This window comes from Pseudomonas sp. Sample_9 (genome assembly GCF_004307535.1).
Classification (GTDB): Bacteria; Pseudomonadota; Gammaproteobacteria; order Pseudomonadales; family Pseudomonadaceae; genus Aquipseudomonas; species Aquipseudomonas mercuritolerans.
In genome coordinates this window covers 33,960-54,279 of sequence record NZ_RAZO01000048.1, presented here as the reverse complement: position 1 = coordinate 54,279, position 20,320 = coordinate 33,960, and the positions used below count along the sequence as shown (strand labels likewise).

Below are 20,320 nucleotides of genomic sequence, written 5' to 3'. Positions count from 1 at the left end.
AACAAGCCTGTTTATTCAGATCAGGGTCGCATTGTGGAAAAGCTAAAACGCCTTCAAAGCGGAATCGAAGGGCTCGACGCGCTGCTTCAGGGCGGCCTGGTGGCGGGTGCTTCGTACATCATTCAAGGGCGTCCGGGTTCCGGCAAGACCATCCTCGCCAATCAGTTGGGGTTTCATCACGCCCGTAACGGTGGTCGTGTTCTGGTCGCTACGTTGCTGGCCGAGTCCCACGATCGTCTGTTCCAATTCCTGTCGACCATGAGTTTTTTCGACGCCTCTCGAGTGGGCGCGGAAATTCAGTTTGTCAGCGCATTCGATACGCTGGAAAACGAAGGCCTCGATGAAGTCGTGAAGCTGCTGCGACGTGAAATCACTCGGCAGAAGGCGACCGTCATGGTCGTCGATGGCCTGCTTAATGCACGCTCCAAAGCCGACTCGCCGATCGACACGAAAAAATTCATTTCCGAACTGCAAGGCCATGCCGCATTTGCCGGTTGCACCGTGCTGTTCCTGACCAGCTCGCGCCTGGACGACGGCAGCCCCGAGCACACGATGGTCGACGGCGTCATCGAAATGGGTGAAGAGCTGTTCGGTACCCGTTCGGTGCGCCGCATTCATTTGCGCAAGACTCGCGGCAGCGGCGCGTTGACCGGTCTTCACGAATGCGAAATCACCGATAACGGCCTGGTCGTCTATCCGCGCCTCGAAAGTCTCTACAAGCGCCCTTCCGCCCCTGACAGCGCGGACATGACTCGCATTCCAAGCGGCATTGCGTCGCTCGACAAGATCCTCGGTGGCGGCTTGCACAGCTCCAGCGTCACGCTGGTCATGGGTCCTTCCGGCATCGGCAAAACCACGCTGGGCCTGAAGTTTCTCGCGCAATCTACGGCCGAAGCGCCTGGCCTGCATTTCGGTTTCTATGAAAGCCCGCAGCGCCTGCGCCTGAAAGGCCGTTCGCTGGGCATTGATATCGAACACATGGAACACAGCGGCGCATTGAGCATTGCCTGGCAGCCAACAACGGAGGGTTTGCTCGATGGCCTCGGCGCACGCCTGCTGAGCCTGGTCGATGAGAGAGGCATCAAGCGCCTGTTCATCGATAGCCTGAGCGGCATGACACGGGTGTCAACCACACCGGAACGCATCACCGACTTTTTCAGTGCATTGATGAACGAACTGCGGTCCAGAGGCGTGACGGTCTTTGCCTCCTGGGAAATGCGCGATTTGTTCGGCTCCGAGGTCAGCGCACCGAACTCTGACCTGTCCAGTATTGTCGACAACCTGATCCTCATGCGGTTCTTTGAAAATCACGCTGAACTTCGCAGGACGCTTTCCATTCTTAAGGTACGCGATAGCTCCTACAACCCGTCGCGGTTCGAGGTGGTTGTACGCGATCAAGATGTGTTCCTGGAAAAGGCTTTGAAAAATGAACCTTCAGTCGCAGCTGAGTCATTGCCTGGTTCAATTTCGTAAGTCTTCAAGCGGGTTGAAATAACATGACCACCATTCTGGTAGTCGACGACGAGTATCTGATTGCTGACATTCTTGGCTTTGCGCTTGAGGATGAGGGCTTCATGACTGTGACCGCGAGCAACGGCAAGAAAGCGCTCGAAGTGCTGGAAAGAGAACGTCCGGCGCTGGTTATTACCGACTTCATGATGCCAGTCATGGACGGCCTCGAATTCGCCGAAGCCGTGCGTGCCCAGCCGTCCGTCAAACACTTGCCGATCATTCTCATGAGTGGCGCGCAAGCGCACATCGGCATGCAGCGTTCGGATCTGTTTGATGTGGTGGTGCCCAAGCCGTTTGATATTGCGGTGATTGTGGCTGAGGTAAAGAGGCTGTTGGGCTCATAGATACTCGACGACAAAGGCAATTTCGGCATTGGCATCGCCCGCTCGCATTTGCGCATTGGAAGGCTCGATGCGCACGAAGCGGGCTTGCAAGGAAACGGATGCATTACCGCCGCTCGATGTTGGCGCTTTCATTATGTAATTCTGGTTCAGCTTGAGTATCGTCCTGTCACTGAAGCGCATTTGCAATGCCAGCCCTTTGGCAGTGGAATTACTGTTGAGGTGTACCACGCCGGTATCAGCGCTCCATGCAGGGCTGCCCGCAGTGGGCGAAAAGGAGTACCTGAAGTTATTGATTCCGGGAGGACAGTTTTTCATATCAAGAAAGAAGTATTTCTCCTTCGCATAATCACCGTTCTGCAAAAAATCGCTCATGGTGTAGCTGCCCATATCCACTTTCACATCAGGTGTTTCACAAGACTGCGAGACGATCCGCGTGCCATTTGTATTCATTGCCAGAGGCTCGATCTCTGCAGCGACGAAGGTCCCAAGTTGGCCTGAGGGTATCGTCGCACTGCCGGAAATAGTTCCCGTCTTTACAAAACGCAAGATGTGCTCAGAACCATTCCAACCCCAACCGCCAGCAGTGTCGGTAGTTCCTGGAAAGCCTTTCCACGCTTTCCCCGATGGCGGTCGGACCCATTGCCAGCCGATTCCGGTATTTCCGATAGGAAAAATCTCCGCGCCCGGCTGAGTAACGCCGACAGTATTGCGTACACCTTCGTTGTGTACCGCAGAGCACCTGAATGAGCTGGGTATGGCGCCCAGGGTCACGATCGGGCTTTCATAGATAACCGTGCCGTTGGGCGTGTCACGAGGCACCGAGATCGTGGCTGGAAGCACCACCCTGACACTGCCCTTGGAATGGTCGGGATAAAATTCGCAAATTGCAGCCATTGCGTTAAATGGCAGTAAATACAAAAAACCGACAATTAAAACATGGGAAAACTTCATAGCAATCTCTCTGGACTCGCTGTGTTTGCAAACAATTGAATGGCGGACGATTGCGTAAACTATCAGCAGTAACGCCACCAAAGCGGCAGCAGACGATAATGAAAAAAAGGAGCTTGAGCAAAAAGTTTATTTATTCGCAAACAAGACAATTCTCATGGACCCACAAGAAACTTTAGATAGTCGGTTTAAACAATAAACCTTCTGCGAATTCTTTAACAAATGTTAGCCGTTATCGACATACGCAAATAGAGCACAATTTAAGACTCGTCTTAAAGGCCCAGCGAATCGAGGTTATTACACTGTCTACTCTTGATAGGAGAAACGATTCCGTGAGAGCCCTCGATACCCTCAATAGCTCAAAACCCCAGAGCAACGCCGCCATCTACTGCCTGACCATTCTTGCGCTGGCACTGATCGCCATGACTGTGGTCGCCGGCTACCAACTCAATGAACTGTTTCCACTGAAGGCTGTGGTGCAACAACAGGAGGTCCAACTCACCCAGCGCGCCGATGCAATCCAGTCGATGAGCGCAGAACTGAAGCGCCTGGCGGAACAGAAACAGGTTTTGGAAGCCGACCTGCTTAGCGCAAAGGAACAGGCGAAGGCCGCTGAGCACGCAAAAACCGAACTCGAAAACAACCGACAGGCAGCCCTGACCAGCGCGGCGTTAGAGGATGAAGATTCACTGTGCGCGATCATCGAGCAAAACATCCGACTTGTTGCGGACCAACTCAATCGCGACGATTTCTTCCGCCTGCGTGATGAGCGCGAAGCTGAAGCCGAAGCGGTACTTGAAAGCTATGAAAAACAACTCGCCAGCTGCATTGAGCAGTTGACAGCACAAACCGCATCGCCAGCACAAACTGACTCTGCACCCCATGCGCAAGACTTTGCTGCGCCGATCGAGCGCTGATCAAAAAGCCCTGGTAGCCAGGGCTTTACGTTTACTGATTAAAGTTTGAATTCCTTGGTCAATTTGTTCAGCGACGCCGCCAATTGCGACAGCTCCGCCGATGCGACTGCGGTCTGTTTCGATCCCTCTGCGGTTTCACACGAAAGGTCGCGAATGCTGATCAGGCTGCGATCCACTTCACGCGCAACCTGAGCCTGCTCTTCTGCAGCGGTTGCCATCAGCAGGTTTCGCTCGTTGATGAGATTCAGCGAGCCAGTGATGTCGGTCAGCACTTCGCCGGCGATATTGGCCATTTCGAGCGTTCTCTCGGCCTGAGCGCGGGTGTGGCTCATGGAGGAAACTGCGCGGCTGGTGCCCGACTGAATGGAGCTGACCATGGACTCGATGTCCTCGGTCGACTTCTGAGTACGCTGCGCCAGCCCTCTCACCTCATCGGCAACCACGGCAAAACCGCGACCCGCCTCCCCCGCCCGCGCCGCTTCGATCGCTGCGTTCAAGGCAAGCAGATTGGTTTGTTCGGCAACCTCTCGGATAACGTCCAGCACGCTGCTGATATCGCTCGCCATGGTCGATAGCGCCTGCACCTCAGCCGAGGTGCTGTGCACGCTGGACACCATCAGGTTGATTGCGGCTACCGTGTCGCTGACCTGACTTCGACCGGCAATGGCTGCCGCGCTTGATTCCGAAGTCAGCTGCGAGGTCGATGCGGCGTTGTCTGCAACCTGCTCCACCGCTGCACTCATTTCAGTGACGGCGGTGGCGGCCATTTCGATTTCATGGCTCTGACGCTGAGTGATACGCGAGATATCTTCAGTGACGCCGTGCATGACCTCCGAGGTCTCGGCCAACTGCGTGGACGAATCACGGATCATGATCAAGGCATCTCGCAGACTGGTTTGCATCGCCGCCAATGACGACAGCATTTGCGCCGCCTCATCGGAGCCATCCAGCGCAATGGTTTCGCTCAGATCATTGGCGGCGATGCATTCGGCCACCCTTAGCGAGCCTGCAATGGGTACCGTCAGGCTGCGGGTATACAACACGGCCAGGGCCAACGAAGCACCGATCGCGATGAGAATGAACACACTGACGATCAACAGCGTGTGCTCATAGACATTGTCGGCCTGCTTGCCCGCCTCATAAGCTTCTATCTCGTTGAGAGCAATCAACTTTTTTAGCGCGACCTGTACGCCATCCGACGCCGCACGCATCTGATTCCTGGACAGCGCAATGGCCGCTTCAAGCTGCCCGTTCGCCACTGTTTCAAGGTATTGATCCTGCGCCTGATCGTTGACCTTCTGTGCTTTGGCAAACTCCTCGAACGCCTCGCGCCCGGCGTCAGTCGCCAGCAGGTCAATGAGCGCACGCTGATGATTTTTGATCATCTGACGCGACTGCTGGATGTCAATCAGGGCCTGCGCTTTGCGCTCACTCGTTTCAATGGGATTGCGCAAGCGAGCGTTGTTGCCCTTGATTTCGACGAACTCGCGATCGAGTTGGCCGAGCAGCTTGATACTCGGCACGATCGTCGTCTCGACGTACGTTTCTGCCTTGTTGAGCAAGTCGACTTGCTGCAGAGCGATCAATCCGATCGCGATAATCATGAGACAGAACAAGCCGAAACACAGCGCCGAACGCGGCGCGAGATTGAGTTTACGAAGCAGCATGATGCCTTACCTTAGAGTGTATTCAAGACAATGGGGTAAACGAGTGGGCAGCAGAGCGGCGCTGCGGTATAGCGCCTCGGCGCATACCTGGATCAACGCGGGAAGGTGCGGTAGCTAGCGGTTGGCGCACGGAGAGAGTGTGGAGTTGGTCGAGGCCGGCTCCGCAATTTCCTTGAGCGCCGGGTCGGCCAGCATCAGAAAATCTGCCAGTCGCGGCAGATTGATTTTCGAGACCAGGCGCATCCAGCGTTGCGGATGCGGGTTGAAGAAGGTCTTCGACCACTGGTGATCATCGTTGGGATTGAAAATCAGCAGATGACGAATCAGCGGGTTTTCCCCGAAAAAGTCGAGCGGATCCATCGCCATTTCGCTGAGCAACTCAGCATTGACGACGACCAGGCTCAACCGTTGAGGGCAGTAATACGTCAGTATTTTCAGGTCACGATAAGTGCAAACGTTCAAGACGCTGAGACAGCCCAGCTTATTGAACTGCTGTTCGATCGACTGGCCTCTTCGCACGTCGCTGTCGGCGATCAGGATCCGCAAGGATCGACTGCGGTTATTTTCAAGAAACATCGGACACCTTTGGCAGCTCCATTCTTCCTTTCAAGAAAATAACCAAGGGCCAACCTGCCTGATATGAGACTTGTCTCAAAAATGAACGCAGGGATAGATGATAAAAAGCCACACCTTGACGACAGCCCACGCGATCGGCGCATGGTCTGGCTCAGAAAGTGTTGAAGGAGGGATTTTGCAACGCAGGGGAGTCGCGACGAGCCAGAAGCGCGGGACGGTTCTGTGCGAACCAGACAATTCTCATTATTAACGCCCCTTTTTGTCAGTAACCTTGAAACAAGGGGCGCAGACTCATTCTTTCCAAGCCATCAAGGCAGCGTCATCGTCACTACGTAATTACCGCTCGTTATCTGGTGACCCTTGTTGTCCGTGAGCAGCAAGCGCTGGTCGTAATAATCGTCCTGCTCATGAGTATCGGCAATCACCTTCACAAACACCTGCTGGCGCGACTCACCTCGCCCTGCCGCACTGACGTTGTTCACGGTAAAAATCTGCCCGGTGCTTGCCTGGGGGCAATCAAGCAACTCGACAGAAGAATGGCTGGCGCCACTGGCAATACAACTTGCCTCGACAATTCGACCGCTGAAGCGAATCACTCCGCTGACCGGCGCAGACTGGGCTGCGCTGACGGTGTCAAAACCGAGCAGGCAAAGGCAGGCAATCAATAAAGGACGTCGAATGATCATCGCGAAACTCCATGGTTATTAACCAAGGTATCGCCCGCTGCAAAATGATCTTTAACGTCAGCTTCAATGCAAGGCCAGTCGGATGGTCATGAGCCGATACGTTTACAGCTCGATCCGTTTGATTTTCTTGATCAGATCAGCCTGTGCATGCTCCAGCTTCAATGCACTGCGATTGAGGTCCAGCGGATCGATAACAGGCGCCTCGCACTCGGCCTCAAGCTCGTTACACGCCTCAATGACCTGATGCTCGGCAACAATGCGCGCCGCCCCCTTGATGCGGTGCGCCAGGTCAGCCAACAGCCCGGGATCGCTTTCGGGTATTAGCGAATGCAACTCCTCCAGATCCTTTTCGCAACTCGACAGCGCCTCGCGCAGAAGTTCTTTCATCATGTCGAGATCGCCCCCGGTGAGCTCGTCAAGACGCTCGCGAATCGAACCCAGCTCCTTGATAGTCGCCGCAGGCGGGCTTTCAAATGGCTGGGTTTCAACATTTTTTTCCCAGCCTGCAAGCATGATCGACAAGGTGCCGAGACTGATCGGTTTGAACAGGCAATCATCCATCCCGGCCTCCCGGCATTTCACTTTTTCTTCCGGCTGCGCGTTGGCCGTGAAGCCCAGTACGATGCACGGCGATCCACCACTTTCGCGTTCGTCCTGGCGAATGGTGCGGGCCAGCTCATAGCCGTTCATGACCGGCATGTTGCAGTCCGTGATCACAATGTCGAACGGCTCCGAGCGCCACAGCGCCAATGCCTGGGCACCGTCGGCGGCATCACGCACCGCCTGGCCAAGGAAACTCAGCTGCTGCGTCAACAGCAGGCGGTTGGCGCTCTGGTCATCGACTACGAGAATCCTGAGTGTCGGTACCGGTTTGTCCTGAACAACCGAAACAGGCAGCACTTTGCCGCCAAGCGGGCTGAGAATATTGAAGAAGAGCGACACTTCCAGGCAGGTGCCTTTGCCAAGCGTACTGGTAATGTTCAGCCGCCCGCCCATCAATTCGCACAATGAACGGGAGATCGCCAGTCCCAGACCGGTGCCGCCTCTGCTGGAGGGACCATGATTGGCTTGGGAAAACGGCTGGAACAGATTCTGCAGATCGGCGCTGGAAATGCCGATGCCGGTGTCCTCGACCTTGAGGTCGACCTGTAAGCGTTCGTCAGCGAGACGTTGGCCGCGAATCGAGACGCTGACATGACCGGTGTCGGTAAACTTGATCGCGTTGCCCACCAGGTTCGAGAGCACCTGCTGGAAGCGCATCGGATCAACCAATACGTCACAGCCGACAGTGGCGTCGATGTCGAGCTTCAGCACCAGACTCTTCTGCCTGGCCAAGCCGTCGAACACCCGCGCCACGGATTCGACCAATTCGCGCAGGTTGGCACGTTTCGGCGAAAGGCTGACATGGCCCGATTCGATGCGTACCACATCGAGGATATCGCCGATCAGTTCCAGCAGACCTTTTGCCGAGTCGTATGCCACTTCAATCGCCGGCCGATCGAAGTGTCCCTGCTCGGCACGCTTGAGGGTAAGTTCGAGCATGCCGATCACGGCGCTCATCGGCGTACGGATTTCGTGGCTCATGGTCGCCAGGAACGTGGTTTTGGCGCGGCTCGACTCGTCAGCCAGCTCTTTCGCCGAACGCAACTCCTCGATGAGTTCACGGCGTTCGCTGATATCGATCCAGCCGCAGATCACGCCTCTGACTTCACCCGCCGTGTCGTGATACGGCTGGATCCAGTGGTAAATGATCAGCCGCGTATCACCGACATGCAGCGTGCGATCCACCTCGTAAGGTTCGTCCTGCTCGATGACGCGCAGGTAGTCGTCGTGAAATTGCAACGCCTCCTGACGATTGCGCTTGCCGCTTTCGAGCACGGTCTTGCCGATCACGTCCTTTTCCAGCAGGCCAAATGTTTGCAGATAATTATTATTGCAGGTGACAAGCCGACCTTCACGATCACGTACGTAGATGGGATGCGGCGTGCCGTTGATCAACGCGCCCATGAACTTCAACTGATCGCCCAGCAAGCGCTCTGCCCGGCTGCGTTCGCGGATCTGCCGGCGAATATAGAAATTCCACGCCAGCGATCCCAGGATAATCAGGAACGCGCCAGCGCTGATCTGGTAGATCAGCGCCTTGTAATCGCGCCACGACAACCCCGAAAACGCTGCAATGGGACGCCACCTGTTGAGGATTACGTCCAGCTCATCCGGCGGAATGCTCAGCAACGCCTTGTTCAGAATGCTGACCAGTTCGGTATCGGCACGCCGCGCGGCGAAAGCGAGGAAGCCTTTGTTCATGCCGACGATGTTGGAGATACGCAAGCTGTCGCTGTAGATGTGGGCGATGTAGTAGCGCGCACTGTGCAACGTGGTAATCATCGCGTCCGCTCGACCGTCCTTCACGTCAGCCAAGGCGCCCAGAACTGTTTCGTTATCAACGATCTCGATGTCGGGGTAGTCCTTGAGCAGCTCACGCTCAGCCGAACTTTCGGGCACTGCGACGCGCTTGCCGCGCAGCTCCTGCAGGCTTGAAGGCGCGCCTGCGTCCTTGGTGGTGACGATCACAAAGGGGCTGGCAAGGAACGGATGAGTGAAACGCATGCCGACTTCCCGCGAGACCGTTGGTGTCAGCAGAGAAATATCCGCGCTGCCATCCAGCAGACGCGTGCTCAGACTGGAAAAGCTGTCGGTGCGCTCGACATTGATCTGCAAGCCGGTACGCCGCTGGATGAGCTCGAGCAGATCAGCGCCGATCCCGCCAAAGTTGCCGTCACCATCAAAGAATGCAAACGGTGCCTGATCGTCATTGATAACGAACCGCGCGACCGGATGCAGCTCAAGCCAACGTGCTTCGCCGGGTGTCAGGTCAATGCGTTTGGGCGTCAGCGCCCCGCCGCCGCCCGACCAGCGCTTGGTAATTTCGGCAATCTTCGCATCACCCAGCGACTCGAGGGTCGAATCGATCAGACGCAGCAATTGGTCGTTGCCCCGGCGCAAGGCAAAGCTGAAACCGCTGGTTTGGGTTTTGACGAAAGAGTGCAGCCGCACATAGTTGAAGTAGTTGAGGTTGATCAGGTAATTGCTCGACACCGTATCGCCGAGAAACAGGTCGACCTTACCAAAAGCCAGCGCAGCCAGTGCCAACTCGTTCGATGGAAAAAGCACGAATTCGGCGTTGGGGTATAACGCGTGTAATTGACTGGAAGGCAGGTAATCGTCGGCAACCGCAATACGCAAACCGGCCAGATTGGCCGGCATCGGTCGTCGATCATCGCCGCGCATGAACATCGCCGGCACGTCTTCGACATAAGGTTTGCTGAGCGTGACGAGGCCATCGATCAATTCGAAACTGTTGGAACTGCCCAACATGTCAATGTCACCGCGCTCAAGTGCGGCCATGGCGTCACGCCGGTCAGGGTAAGCCTTGACGGTAATCTCAACATGCAGTGCCTGACCGATAATGCACGCGATATCGGCGGCAATCCCCTCATAGCGCGTACCGCTGGCGGTCATGACATAAGGCGGGAAATCCGGAAGCGCAGAACCCAATATCAGGCTGCGCTTTTGCCGCAGCCAACTCCAGTCTTCATTGGCCAGATCGACTTGCAGCTCCTTGCAGTCCGAGCGACCGAACACCTGCAAGGTGCGCGGCTCTGCTGCCAATAACACACCACTACTGAATACGAAAAGCACACTGATTAGCAAAACACCGCGCAACAGATGAAACATAAGCGTGTTATCCCTGGTTGTCGGCTGTCAGGCTGTGCTGCAACTTGAACAGCTCTGCGTCACCACGAATGCCAAGCTTTTTGAAAGCGGCCTGTTTTTGCCCACTGATGGTTTTGCGACTGCGCGAGAACTTCAAGGCAATCTGCGTCACCCCCATCCCCTCGAGACAACAGCGCAAGACTTCTTTCTCTTTAGGTGACAGCAGAGGATTACTGAGGAAATCGTCGCTGTGCGCCGCGCTCTCGTCTTTGGCACCGGCGGGCTCTTCGATCGATGCTGGCAACACGTCAAGCTCAAAGGCCATGGTTGGAGACAGGTACAACTGGCCGGACGCTGCACAGCGAATGGCAGTAATCAGGTCATCGACCGACTGTGACTTGCCGAAGAATCCACTGACGCCCGCCCCGACCGCCATGTTCACAACTGCCGGGCGCTCTTCTGAGGAAGAGACGAGGATGCGCATGCCCGGATATTGCTTGCGCAGCAGGCGGATCAGATTGAGCCCGTCCAGCTCCCCATCGTGCAGTTTGTAATCGAGTATCAGCAGGTCGATGTCGATTTCGCGCAATCCGGCGAGCAACTGCGCGCTGCTGCCATACACACCTACGACACTGAACTCGGCTTCGCGCGTCAGCCGCGACTTCATCGCCAGACGTATGAGCGAGTGATCATCAAGGATGGCAACGCGTAACGGATTCACGACTGACCAATGCATGAACAGCTCCATGATGAAGAGTGTTGGAGGACCATCAGCACTTGGCAACCGCAGCAAATCCCGGGCATCACCGAAGCATTCAGGTGCATCTGATTGATTTCTCGGCACATGATGAGTGTTTTAAAGGCGTGACGAAATAGGGCTTTGTCCCAAAAGTCAGAATGCCGCTTGCATCAACGATCGGACGTGCCTATTGCGCGGCGCCAGGACGACTTCTGGCCTTCGAAACGCCAGTCGACCAAATGCGCCCAATTCATCGGGCGAGCATAGAAGAAGCCCTGCCCCCACTGACAACCAAGCCGCGCCAGATGCTGAACCTGATCTGCGGTTTCAATACCCTCTGCCACCACGCGCATGTCCAATTCCCGCGCCAGGGCCAACGCCCCGTGGATGACCGCGCTGTAGCGCGCCTGATGGAAATTCTGCACGAAGCCGGCGTCGAGTTTGATTTCGTTGAACGGCATCTGGCACAGCCGCTCAAGCGAAGAATAGCCGACACCGAAATCATCGATTGCCAGACTGAAGCCGAGCATGCGCAGACGCACCATGTTTTCCATGCTGATCTCGGGCATCTGCAGCAGGCCGGTTTCCGTGAGCTCGAAAATGAGCCCAGCTGGCGAGGCGCCATGGATGCGCAACAGCGCCTTGATCCGGTCGACAAGATTCGGATTGGCCATCTGCGTCACGTCGAGATTGAACGCCAGCTTGAACGGCTTGCCGTGAGACTGGACGAAGCGCTGCAGACTCAAGCCTTGCGTGAGCAGGCTGAAAAACATCTCATCGAGCAACCCGCAGCGCTCGATCGTCGGCAAGAACATGCCAGGTGAAAGCAAACCGCGACTGGGACTCTGCCATCGCACCAGCACCTCGGCGCCATCCACTTCACCACTGCGCAGATGAAATTTGGGCTGGAAGTAGGCGCGAAATTCCTGACGGCGTATCGCTTCGAGCACTTCGTTCTCCGAAGGCTGATCGAGATGACTCTCCACCACTTTGGCATCGATCTGATTGTGCGGCCGGTAGCGAGCCAACAACGGCGCCAGCACATCGACCATCAACGGTTTTCCGACACTGCCAAGCAACTCAAGCCCCTGCAACGTGACGATTCGATCAACCGTGCGCAACAAATCTTCAGGCAGTGAACTGCAGATGATCACTGCACGAATCAAACCGGCCTCTCTCGCCAGGCGCAAGAACGTCAAACCATCCATCCCGGCCATGCTCAAGTCACACAATGCAACGTCCACGCCTCCAGCCTGGGATATCACAGCCAGCGCATCCTTGCCGTCAGCCGCCTGAAAGATATTTTTGTACCCCAGACTATTAAGCGCACTGACTGCCGCCGTGCGCTGAAAGGCGTGATCTTCCAAGACCAATATACGAAGCGTGTTCACAAACCTGGAACCTCTTTCTATCAGTCGTTAATAGCGAAAGTCTGAATAATCTTTCAAGCAGGACGCCCGCTCACAAACTTTGCGTTGACTGAGAATTTCTGCATCCGCGAATACTAGCCAGACAAAGACCGCACGACTTTGAGAATTGTCTCATTTGGTTCGCTGCACCATTACCGCAAATATGAATACGCCACTGCCATATTACTGACTGGCTCGCACCTTTATCGCTTTAAGACAAATCCCAAAGACCCGCCACCACCGCACACCTAATATGGCCTGGCATTTCAATGCAGCACTTCACAATAACTTCGGATATAAACATGAAAAAGTTCGCTTTCGCAGTACTCACTCTTTCCGTACTGGCTGCCTCCACTGGTGCAGTGGCTGAAGAAGCCGCCAAAGCTGTCAAGGGCGGCAGCGGTCAAATCAGCTTCACCGGCGTTATCAATAACGACGCTTGCTCGGTAGATGGCGCCTTGGGTAACGACAAGATGATTGCCGTGGACATGGGCAGCGTGTCGATCAAAGACATGGGCACCGACTCCGCTCCGGGCGCCGGTCGTGTGGCCGCCAACGATTTCAACCTGAAAGTGAACTGCAACGCTGGCACCAAGGTTTCGATGCTGTTCAAACCAACCGTAAACGGCGGTTCGGGCCTGGTTGATGGCAAGAAAGTTCTCAAGCTACAGGGTGCAGACGCGGCCAAAGGCGTTGGTATCGCACTGCTGGACAGCAATGGCCAGTTGATCGACCTGAGCTCCGAAGCCACTGCCAAAGTGCAGACCAACCTGACTGGCGACGCAACCACAGGCGGTGACGGCACCCTGTCGTTCGCAGCCGCTTACGTCACCACCGGCGACAAGACCACCGCTACTGCCGGTACCGGTAACGCCACTCTGCCGTTCGTTCTCGAATACGAATAAGCAGCCCGCAATACCTGGACGGGGCCGCTGTGCCTCGTCCTTCCCGACCAGATTAATCGGTGAAATCTATGTTAAGTCGCTACTTTCCGCTTTGCCTGGGGCTTGCCGGGGTGTTGATGACGCACTCGGCATTCGCCAGCATCTCCTTGAGCTCCACCCGGATTATCTTCGATGGCGCGCACAAAGAGGCGAATGTCACCGTGCGCAACGGCGGACAAACCATTCTGGCGCAATCGTGGCTGGATGCCGGCGACACGGCTGGCAGCGCACCGCCTTTCGCAGTTACTCCACCACTGGCCAAACTTGAGCCCAATCAACAGCAATTACTGAGGATTCTTTATGAAGGCCGCGGCATGCCTGCGGACAAGGAGTCGGTGGTATGGCTGAACGTGCAGGAAATCCCCCAGGCCAGTGCTGCCGATGTCAACACGCTGCAATTGGCGGTACGTCAGCGTATCAAGGTCTTCTTCCGCCCGGACGGACTCGCCGGTGATGCCGCAAAGGCACCGGAGCAACTTGCATGGCAATTGGTCACTCAGGCTGGCAAGTCGGTGCTGAAAGTAAAAAACCAAAGCAACTACCACGTGTCGCTGGCGGATCTGAAAGTCGTTGCAGGGAAAAAAGCGGAATTGGTAATTGATTCGACAATGATCGTTCCAGGGGAAGTTCGCTCATTCAATCTGAAAGATCTGCCAGCTGGTACTTCGCATTTGAGTTTTTCAGCAATTAACGATTACGGCGCACAACAACGATTCGATGCACCACTAAGCGTTGCCGAAAGCCATGCCGAGCGCGTGAAAGATGCCTCCGCCCAGTAAATCCCCCGTCCCACCCTGCCAACTTACAAGCTATTCAAAAGTTCCGGACTCCGGTTGAAGCAACACGGACTGATAAGGCAAATTGCATGTTTTCCTCCCAACACCACACATCTGAAAGTTGTGTTAAGCATCATGTTGCGCGCCAGAAAAACAAAGCGGCGTTGGGCTGCCTGCATCCATTGTGCTTTGCTATCAACATGGCCATTTGCGGATTCGCCGTGGGCGCCGAAGCCCCGGCCGCAGTGGCGAGTGAATCTTTCAATACGCTGTTCCTTGAAGGTTCATCGGCGGTCGATCTGCAACCGTTGCTGAATGCCAACAGCGTCTTGCCAGGCCAATACCGCGTCGACGTGTTCAGCAACGGCACGCTGGTCGGGCGTCGCGATATCGATTTCGCGGCCAACCCGGTCAACGGCAAAGTCGAGCCACGCATCACCCTGGAACTGTTGCAGCAGCTGGGTGTGGACATGCGCAAACTGCGTGAGCAGGGTCTTGTTGACGAGCAGCACCCTGCCGATCACTACGACCTGCCTGCAATGATCGAGCAAGCGAGTCTCAATTTCGATGCCAACCGCCTGCGCCTCAATATCAGTGTGCCGCAGGTCGCCATGGCGCGTGGCATGCGCGGCTATGTAGATCCAGAGCTTTGGGACCAAGGCGTGGCCGCCGGTTTCATCAACTACCAGCTGAGCAGCACCCGCAGCAAAACCGATTACACCACGCAAATCTCCAATAACCTGGGGCTGCGCAACGGCATCAACTTTGGTGCCTGGCGTCTGCGCAACGAATCCAACCTGAGCAGCTCCACCGGCCGGCCCAATCGTTTTGTCAGCAACCGCACGTTCATCCAGCGCGACCTCACGGCGATCAAGGGGCAACTGAGCGCGGGTGAAATCTTTTCCGACTCGGATCTGTTCGACAGCGTGCGCTACCAAGGCGTCAAGATCGCTTCTGATGAAGGCATGCGTGCGGACAGTGAGCGCGGTTATGCACCGATCATTCGTGGCGTGGCGGAAACCAATGCGAAGATCGAGGTCCGCCAGGACAACTACATTCTCTACACCACCAATGTACCGCCGGGTCCGTTCGAGATCAGTGATATCTACCCATCGGGCTCCAACGGTGACCTGGAGATCACCATTGTCGAAGCGGATGGTCGGCGCAAGGTAACCCGGCAGGCGTTCTCCGCCCTGCCGACGATGGTGCGTGAGGGGCAACTGAAGTACAGCCTGTCGAGCGGCAAGTTCAACAACAACAGCGAGGGCTATGACAAACCGGCTTTCCTTGGGGGCACTTTCGCCTACGGCTTGACCAGCAATCTGACGGGCATTGCCGGCATTCAGGCGAGCAACGGCTTCAAGGCGCTGTCCATCGGTGCGGCGAAGAACACCTCGATTGGCGCGATGTCCCTGGACGTTACGCAATCGTCCAGCAAGGCATTCGGCAAAACCACCCAGGGCAGCAGTGTCCGCGCGCTCTATGCAAAGACCTTCACCGGTACCGATACCAGCTTCACCCTCGCCGCCTATCGTTATTCGACCGAGGGTTACCGCACGCTGACCGACCATGTGCAGGACACCAGCGCCGGCGCTACGCGGCGCGCGGGCAATGCCAAAACCCGTACAGATCTCACGGTCAACCAGACCCTTGGCGAAGCGCGCCAGTTCGGCTCGCTGTATTTGAATGCCAGTGACCAGCGCTATTGGGATCGCGGTGGCTCGCGCAGCTTTTCCGCCGGCTACAACAACAATTGGCGCGACCTGAACTACAACATCAGCCTGAGCAAAACCCAGGAATTCGGCGCACGCGGTGACACCAGCAACGATACGCAATTAAGCGTTTCAATATCGTTCCCGCTCGGATCGACACCACGCGCACCGCGTGCCTACGTTTCCAGTAACCATCAGAACGCCGGTACCAGCACGCAAGCCGGGATCAATGGTTATCTGACCGAGGACAGCGACACCTACTATTCCGTGCAGACCGGGCGCAGCGTCCAGGGCGAGCGCTCTGGCTCGCTCAGTCTGAGTACCCGTACGTCGATGGGCGATATGGGCTTTGGCTACAGCCGAGGCAGCGGCTATGAGTCGCAGAACCTGAGTGCGGCCGGATCGATCGTGGCTCATGCCGGCGGCATCAATATGGGCCAGACCGTCGGTGAAACGTTCGGCCTGGTGGAAGTCCCCGGCATGTCGGGCGTCGAAGTCAGCAGCTATTCGGGTGTGAAAACCGGCCTGAACGGCTATGCGGTTCTGCCTAACGCGCAACCGTACCGCGTGAACTGGGTAACGCTGGACACGCGCAACCTGGGCGGTGAGATCGAGCTGGACAATGCCACCCAACAACTGGTGCCAAGACGAGGTTCGGTGGTTCTTGCACGCTTCGAAGGCAGCAAAGGCAGACGCGTCCAGTTTGAACTGTACGATGCCAACGGCCAGCCGATTCCATTCGGCGCGGTGCTGTTGGATAGCGACGGCAAACAACTGGCATTGTCAGATCCGACGGGCAAGGCCCTGGCGCTGGTGACCAAAGATCACGGTGTCATCACCATCAAGTGGCAGGGCAAAAGCTGCCCCGTGCCATACAAGCTGCCGGAAAAGGTCGAAGGTTTGAACTACGAGCAATATCGGTTGGCCTGCTCTTCGAGCGCGAAGTAGACCGACCGCGAGTTTGTCACTCTACGCCCCCTCAGCCAGAACACAGCCCTGATGATTCAGGGCTTTTCAATGCGCACAGTTTGGACATTGCCGTCATCAATAACATCGGAGTTTGCAAAACAGCTGCAATGACCAGGCAATCACTCCCAAGGCGCCGGTGACCACGCTTCCACCAGCCTGTCGATAAACAGCCGAATCTTCGGCGACAGGTGTCGCTTGCTCGGATAAATCACCCGGATCGGCTCGGCAGCCTCGGCGTACTCTGCGAGCAACTGCACAAGCTTGCCACTGCGCAGGTCATCGTTGACCACATAGGATGGCAACGTCGCGATACCGAGGCCTGCCGCAGTCGCCTGATGCAAGGCTTCGGCGCTGTCCATTTGCAGCCGTCCGGCATGAATGACCGGCACAGGCTGACCATTGACGCGAAAATTCCACGCCAGCAATCGGCCGCCGCTGACGAAGTGCAGGCACGCATGCCCGGCCAGATCTTCGGGTGTCTGCGGTGCCGGATGTTCATTCAGATAATCGGGCGAGGCACAGGTGATCATTTGCTGGTAAGCCACCGTGCGCGTGAGTAGCCCGGAGTCTTCCTTGGGCGGACCGATGCGAATCGCCAGATCGAAACCCTCGTCGATCAGGTCGACCAGCCGATCGGAAAACGTCGCGTCGATGGCGAGCGACGGCCAGTCTCTCAGACAGCGCTCGATGTGCTGCACAACGTGCAGCCGGCCCAGTGCTACCGGCAGGCTCATGCGCAAGCGGCCGCTGGGCGTCGAACGGCGGAACGCCAAAGCCTCTTCGACCTCGTCCAGATCCTGCAAGATGCCCACACATCGCTCATACAGCACCCGACCATCGTCGGTCAGGCTCAGGCTGCGGGTGGTGCGGTTGAGCAGACGGACCTGCAGACGCGATTCGAGCCGCACGATCGATTTACCGACGGCCGAGCGGGTCAGCCCGAGTTGCCTGGCCGCCGCCGTAAAACTTCCAGTATCCACCGAGGCGACGAAGGCGGCGATGTCGTTCAGGTTATGCAGTTCCATGTGACCTCCGGGTTTGGCATTCAGGCGGCTTGGCACCGGTTATGGGGAAACCTATTCCCCAATCATGAGCATACCATTTCGATTAGTTAAGCCATCACTAACGTCTGATCGAGGTCATATGAACATTGAAGTAAAAGCAGCTGTACAAACCTGGGCCAACAGCCTCAGCGATCTGGTGCCCGTGCTGAAGGGTATCGATACCACCACTAAGATGAGCGACATCCGCGATGCCTACGCAAAAATGCTAGGGCAGAATCAACCACCGGCTGGCGTGAGGTTTGAAGCAGTCGACATGGGCGGCGTGCCCGCTACGCTGGTGACTCCGGATGAACTCAAGACCGACGCGGTGCTGATGTACATCCACGGCGGTGCCTACATCGTCGGTCGACCTGACGGCTACCACGGCATCGGCGGCAACTACGCAAAAATGCTCGGCGCGCGGGTGTACATGCCGGATTACCGCCTCGCACCCGAGCATCAGTTCCCCGCCCCCATCGATGACACTTTGCGCGCCTATGAGTGGTTGCTTGAGCAGAACATCGCCGCCAGCAAGATTGCCTTCGCAGGCGAGTCGGCGGGTGGCGCGATGGTGGTCAGCGTGATGGTCGCGGCAAAATCCAAAGGCTTGCCCTTGCCCGCAGTGGGTTCGTCCATCTCGCCATGGGCCAACCTCGAACACACCGGCGTCTCCATGAGCAATCGTGAAGGCCTTGATCCGCTGAACTCCAAGCCCGTGCTGGATATCCTCGCGCGAGCCTTTCTCGGCGACACCTTGGCCAACCATCCGCTGGCGTCGCCGGTGTTCGCCGACGTCACCGGACTGCCACCGATTCTGGTGCAGATCGGCGAAAACGAACTGATGCTCAGTGACGCCATGCGTCTGGCCAATCACCTGGCGGACAACCGCGTCCGGGTCAATCTTGAAGTGTGGCCCGGCATGTTTCACGCCTGGCATTTCTACGCGGGCATGCTGGCCGAGGGGCAGCAGGCGCTGGAGAGTTCGGTGCGGTTTATCGAGGCGGGATTGATTGAGGCTAATCGCTGATCAGACAGCATTCGCTGCTGATCGGCGACACTTCTGGCTGTATAGCTCGGCGTCTTGGCGGTATGGTGGTTTGCCGCCCGCCGAGGAACCGTGAATGCCGAAAAAACCACCAGCCCCTGAGAACACCGCCAGCGCAGCCGACATCGAACGCGCCATTCTGGCCTTGAACAAAATGGCCGAACGCCTGTGGGGCGACGGGCGTGAGGCCGAGGCCAAGGCCCTGCTCGATGCACTGGATGCGTTGAACCGCGCCCTCGACCGGATCCGCATCGGGGAAAGTCGCAGGGCCGTCACCCTGCACTGAATCAGAGCTGGTAAAACTCGCGATACCACTGCACGAACGCTTGCACGCCCTGCTCGATCGGCACCTGCGGGCTGAAGTCGATGCAGCGTGCCAGCGCCGATACGTCGGCCCAGGTCTTCAGCACGTCGCCCTCCTGCATCGGCAAATAACGGCGCTGAGCCTTGATGCCCAGTGCCTGCTCCAGACATTCGACGAAGCTCATCAGCGCCACCGGACTGCCGCGACCGATATTGAACAGGCGATTGGTGCCGCGCTCGGCGCTGAGTGCGGGCGGTTTGTCGAGCAGTCGGAAAACCGCTTCGACGATGTCATCGATAAAGGTGAAGTCGCGCGCCATTTCGCCTTGGTTGTAGAGGTCGATGGCGCGCCCGTTGAGCATCGCTTCGGTGAATTTGAACAGCGCCATGTCCGGTCGCCCCCACGGGCCGTACACGGTAAAGAAGCGCAGGCCGGTGGCCTGCAAGCCGTAGAGATGGCAGTAACTGTGCGCGAGCAGTTCGTTGGCGCGTTTGCTCGCGGCGTACAACGAAACCGGTTGATCGACCGGATCGTCTTCTGCAAACGGCATCTTGGTATTGGCGCCATACACCGAACTGCTCGATGCATAGATCAAGTGCTCTGGAGGGTGACGACGGCACGCTTCCAGAACGTTGAGAAACCCGACCAGATTCGACTGCGCATAGGCATCAGGATTGTCCAGCGAGTAGCGCACTCCGGCCTGCGCAGCGAGGTGAATGACCTGTTTGTAGTGGCCGTGTTCGAACAACGCGGTCAAAGCGCTCTGATCGACAATGTCCAGCCGCTGGAACGTAAAATTGACCAGCGTCTGCAATCTCTGCAAACGCGCCTGTTTGAGTTTGACGTCGTAATAAGGATTGAGATTGTCGATACCCACAACCTCTACCCCTTTGCGACATAAACGCATGACCGTGTGATAACCGATAAAACCTGCGGCACCCGTTACCAGAACACTCATGATTGCCTCGGCTCAGCGGTTTGACTTCAAGAAATATGCAGCACGAACATTTACCCG

The 20,320-nt window shown here is 56.7% G+C and carries 17 protein-coding genes; 8 read left to right on the top strand and 9 right to left on the bottom strand.

From position 1 onward, the window contains the following. The first annotated feature begins 33 nt into the window (after positions 1-33). A complete protein-coding gene (locus tag D6877_RS03040) occupies positions 34-1,473 on the top strand; it encodes an ATPase domain-containing protein (protein ID WP_130909799.1) in 1,440 nt (479 codons plus the stop codon). 23 nt (positions 1,474-1,496) lie between these two features. Continuing rightward, a complete protein-coding gene (locus D6877_RS03035; protein ID WP_016774585.1) occupies positions 1,497-1,856 on the top strand; it encodes a response regulator in 360 nt (119 codons plus the stop codon). On the opposite strand, the gene D6877_RS03030 is transcribed toward D6877_RS03035, so the two are convergent. Further along, positions 1,851-2,807, bottom strand: a complete 957-nt coding sequence (locus D6877_RS03030) for a fimbrial protein (protein ID WP_130909798.1) — start codon at positions 2,805-2,807, stop codon at positions 1,851-1,853. The genes D6877_RS03035 and D6877_RS03030 overlap by 6 nt on opposite strands. A 329-nt stretch (positions 2,808-3,136) precedes the next feature. Between D6877_RS03030 and D6877_RS03025 the strand changes: the two genes are divergently transcribed. Beyond that, the gene (locus D6877_RS03025; protein WP_056785683.1) at positions 3,137-3,721 is read left to right on the top strand and encodes a hypothetical protein; all 585 of its coding nucleotides are present in this window, start codon (positions 3,137-3,139) and stop codon (positions 3,719-3,721) included. 38 nt (positions 3,722-3,759) lie between these two features. Here D6877_RS03025 and D6877_RS03020 read toward each other — a convergent pair whose 3' ends face one another. The 6 genes from D6877_RS03020 to D6877_RS02995 form a co-directional block, all read right to left on the bottom strand. Continuing rightward, on the bottom strand, positions 3,760-5,388 hold the full coding sequence (locus D6877_RS03020) for a methyl-accepting chemotaxis protein (RefSeq protein ID WP_073474635.1): 1,629 nt from the start codon (positions 5,386-5,388) through the stop codon (positions 3,760-3,762). A gap of 114 nt (positions 5,389-5,502) precedes the next feature. Further along, positions 5,503-5,964: a hypothetical protein gene (locus D6877_RS03015; RefSeq protein ID WP_073474637.1), complete on the bottom strand. Its 462-nt coding sequence runs from the start codon at positions 5,962-5,964 to the stop codon at positions 5,503-5,505. Between the two features lie 308 nt (positions 5,965-6,272). Further along, the gene (locus D6877_RS03010) at positions 6,273-6,650 is read right to left on the bottom strand and encodes a type 1 fimbrial protein (RefSeq protein ID WP_016774580.1); all 378 of its coding nucleotides are present in this window, start codon (positions 6,648-6,650) and stop codon (positions 6,273-6,275) included. Between the two features lie 102 nt (positions 6,651-6,752). Beyond that, positions 6,753-10,325 (bottom strand): transporter substrate-binding domain-containing protein, encoded by a 3,573-nt coding sequence (locus tag D6877_RS03005; protein WP_240996746.1) that lies wholly within the window; start codon positions 10,323-10,325, stop codon positions 6,753-6,755. A 67-nt stretch (positions 10,326-10,392) separates the two neighbouring features. Next, complete coding sequence (locus tag D6877_RS03000) at positions 10,393-11,100, bottom strand: response regulator transcription factor (protein ID WP_016774579.1); 708 nt, start codon at positions 11,098-11,100, stop codon at positions 10,393-10,395. A 173-nt stretch (positions 11,101-11,273) separates the two neighbouring features. Next, complete coding sequence (locus tag D6877_RS02995) at positions 11,274-12,494, bottom strand: EAL domain-containing response regulator (RefSeq protein WP_130909797.1); 1,221 nt, start codon at positions 12,492-12,494, stop codon at positions 11,274-11,276. Between the two features lie 320 nt (positions 12,495-12,814). Between D6877_RS02995 and D6877_RS02985 the strand changes: the two genes are divergently transcribed. The 3 genes from D6877_RS02985 (at position 12,815) to D6877_RS02975 (ending at position 16,892) form a co-directional block, all read left to right on the top strand. Continuing rightward, positions 12,815-13,417, top strand: a complete 603-nt coding sequence (locus tag D6877_RS02985) for a fimbrial protein (RefSeq protein ID WP_101159472.1) — start codon at positions 12,815-12,817, stop codon at positions 13,415-13,417. Between the two features lie 68 nt (positions 13,418-13,485). Continuing rightward, complete coding sequence (locus D6877_RS02980) at positions 13,486-14,235, top strand: molecular chaperone (RefSeq protein WP_130909796.1); 750 nt, start codon at positions 13,486-13,488, stop codon at positions 14,233-14,235. A gap of 197 nt (positions 14,236-14,432) precedes the next feature. Continuing rightward, positions 14,433-16,892 (top strand): fimbria/pilus outer membrane usher protein, encoded by a 2,460-nt coding sequence (locus D6877_RS02975; protein ID WP_241662842.1) that lies wholly within the window; start codon positions 14,433-14,435, stop codon positions 16,890-16,892. A 140-nt stretch (positions 16,893-17,032) separates the two neighbouring features. Here D6877_RS02975 and D6877_RS02970 read toward each other — a convergent pair whose 3' ends face one another. Continuing rightward, complete coding sequence (locus D6877_RS02970) at positions 17,033-17,938, bottom strand: LysR family transcriptional regulator (RefSeq protein ID WP_130909794.1); 906 nt, start codon at positions 17,936-17,938, stop codon at positions 17,033-17,035. Positions 17,939-18,056: 118 nt separating this feature from the next. Here D6877_RS02970 and D6877_RS02965 point away from each other — a divergent pair, with 118 nt between their 5' ends. Next, complete coding sequence (locus D6877_RS02965; RefSeq protein ID WP_178083622.1) at positions 18,057-18,983, top strand: alpha/beta hydrolase; 927 nt, start codon at positions 18,057-18,059, stop codon at positions 18,981-18,983. 94 nt (positions 18,984-19,077) lie between these two features. Next, a complete protein-coding gene (locus tag D6877_RS02960) occupies positions 19,078-19,287 on the top strand; it encodes a hypothetical protein (protein ID WP_076563153.1) in 210 nt (69 codons plus the stop codon). A 1-nt stretch (position 19,288) separates the two neighbouring features. Here D6877_RS02960 and D6877_RS02955 read toward each other — a convergent pair whose 3' ends face one another. Further along, positions 19,289-20,263: an NAD-dependent epimerase gene (locus D6877_RS02955; protein ID WP_130909793.1), complete on the bottom strand. Its 975-nt coding sequence runs from the start codon at positions 20,261-20,263 to the stop codon at positions 19,289-19,291. Positions 20,264-20,320 lie beyond the last annotated feature (57 nt).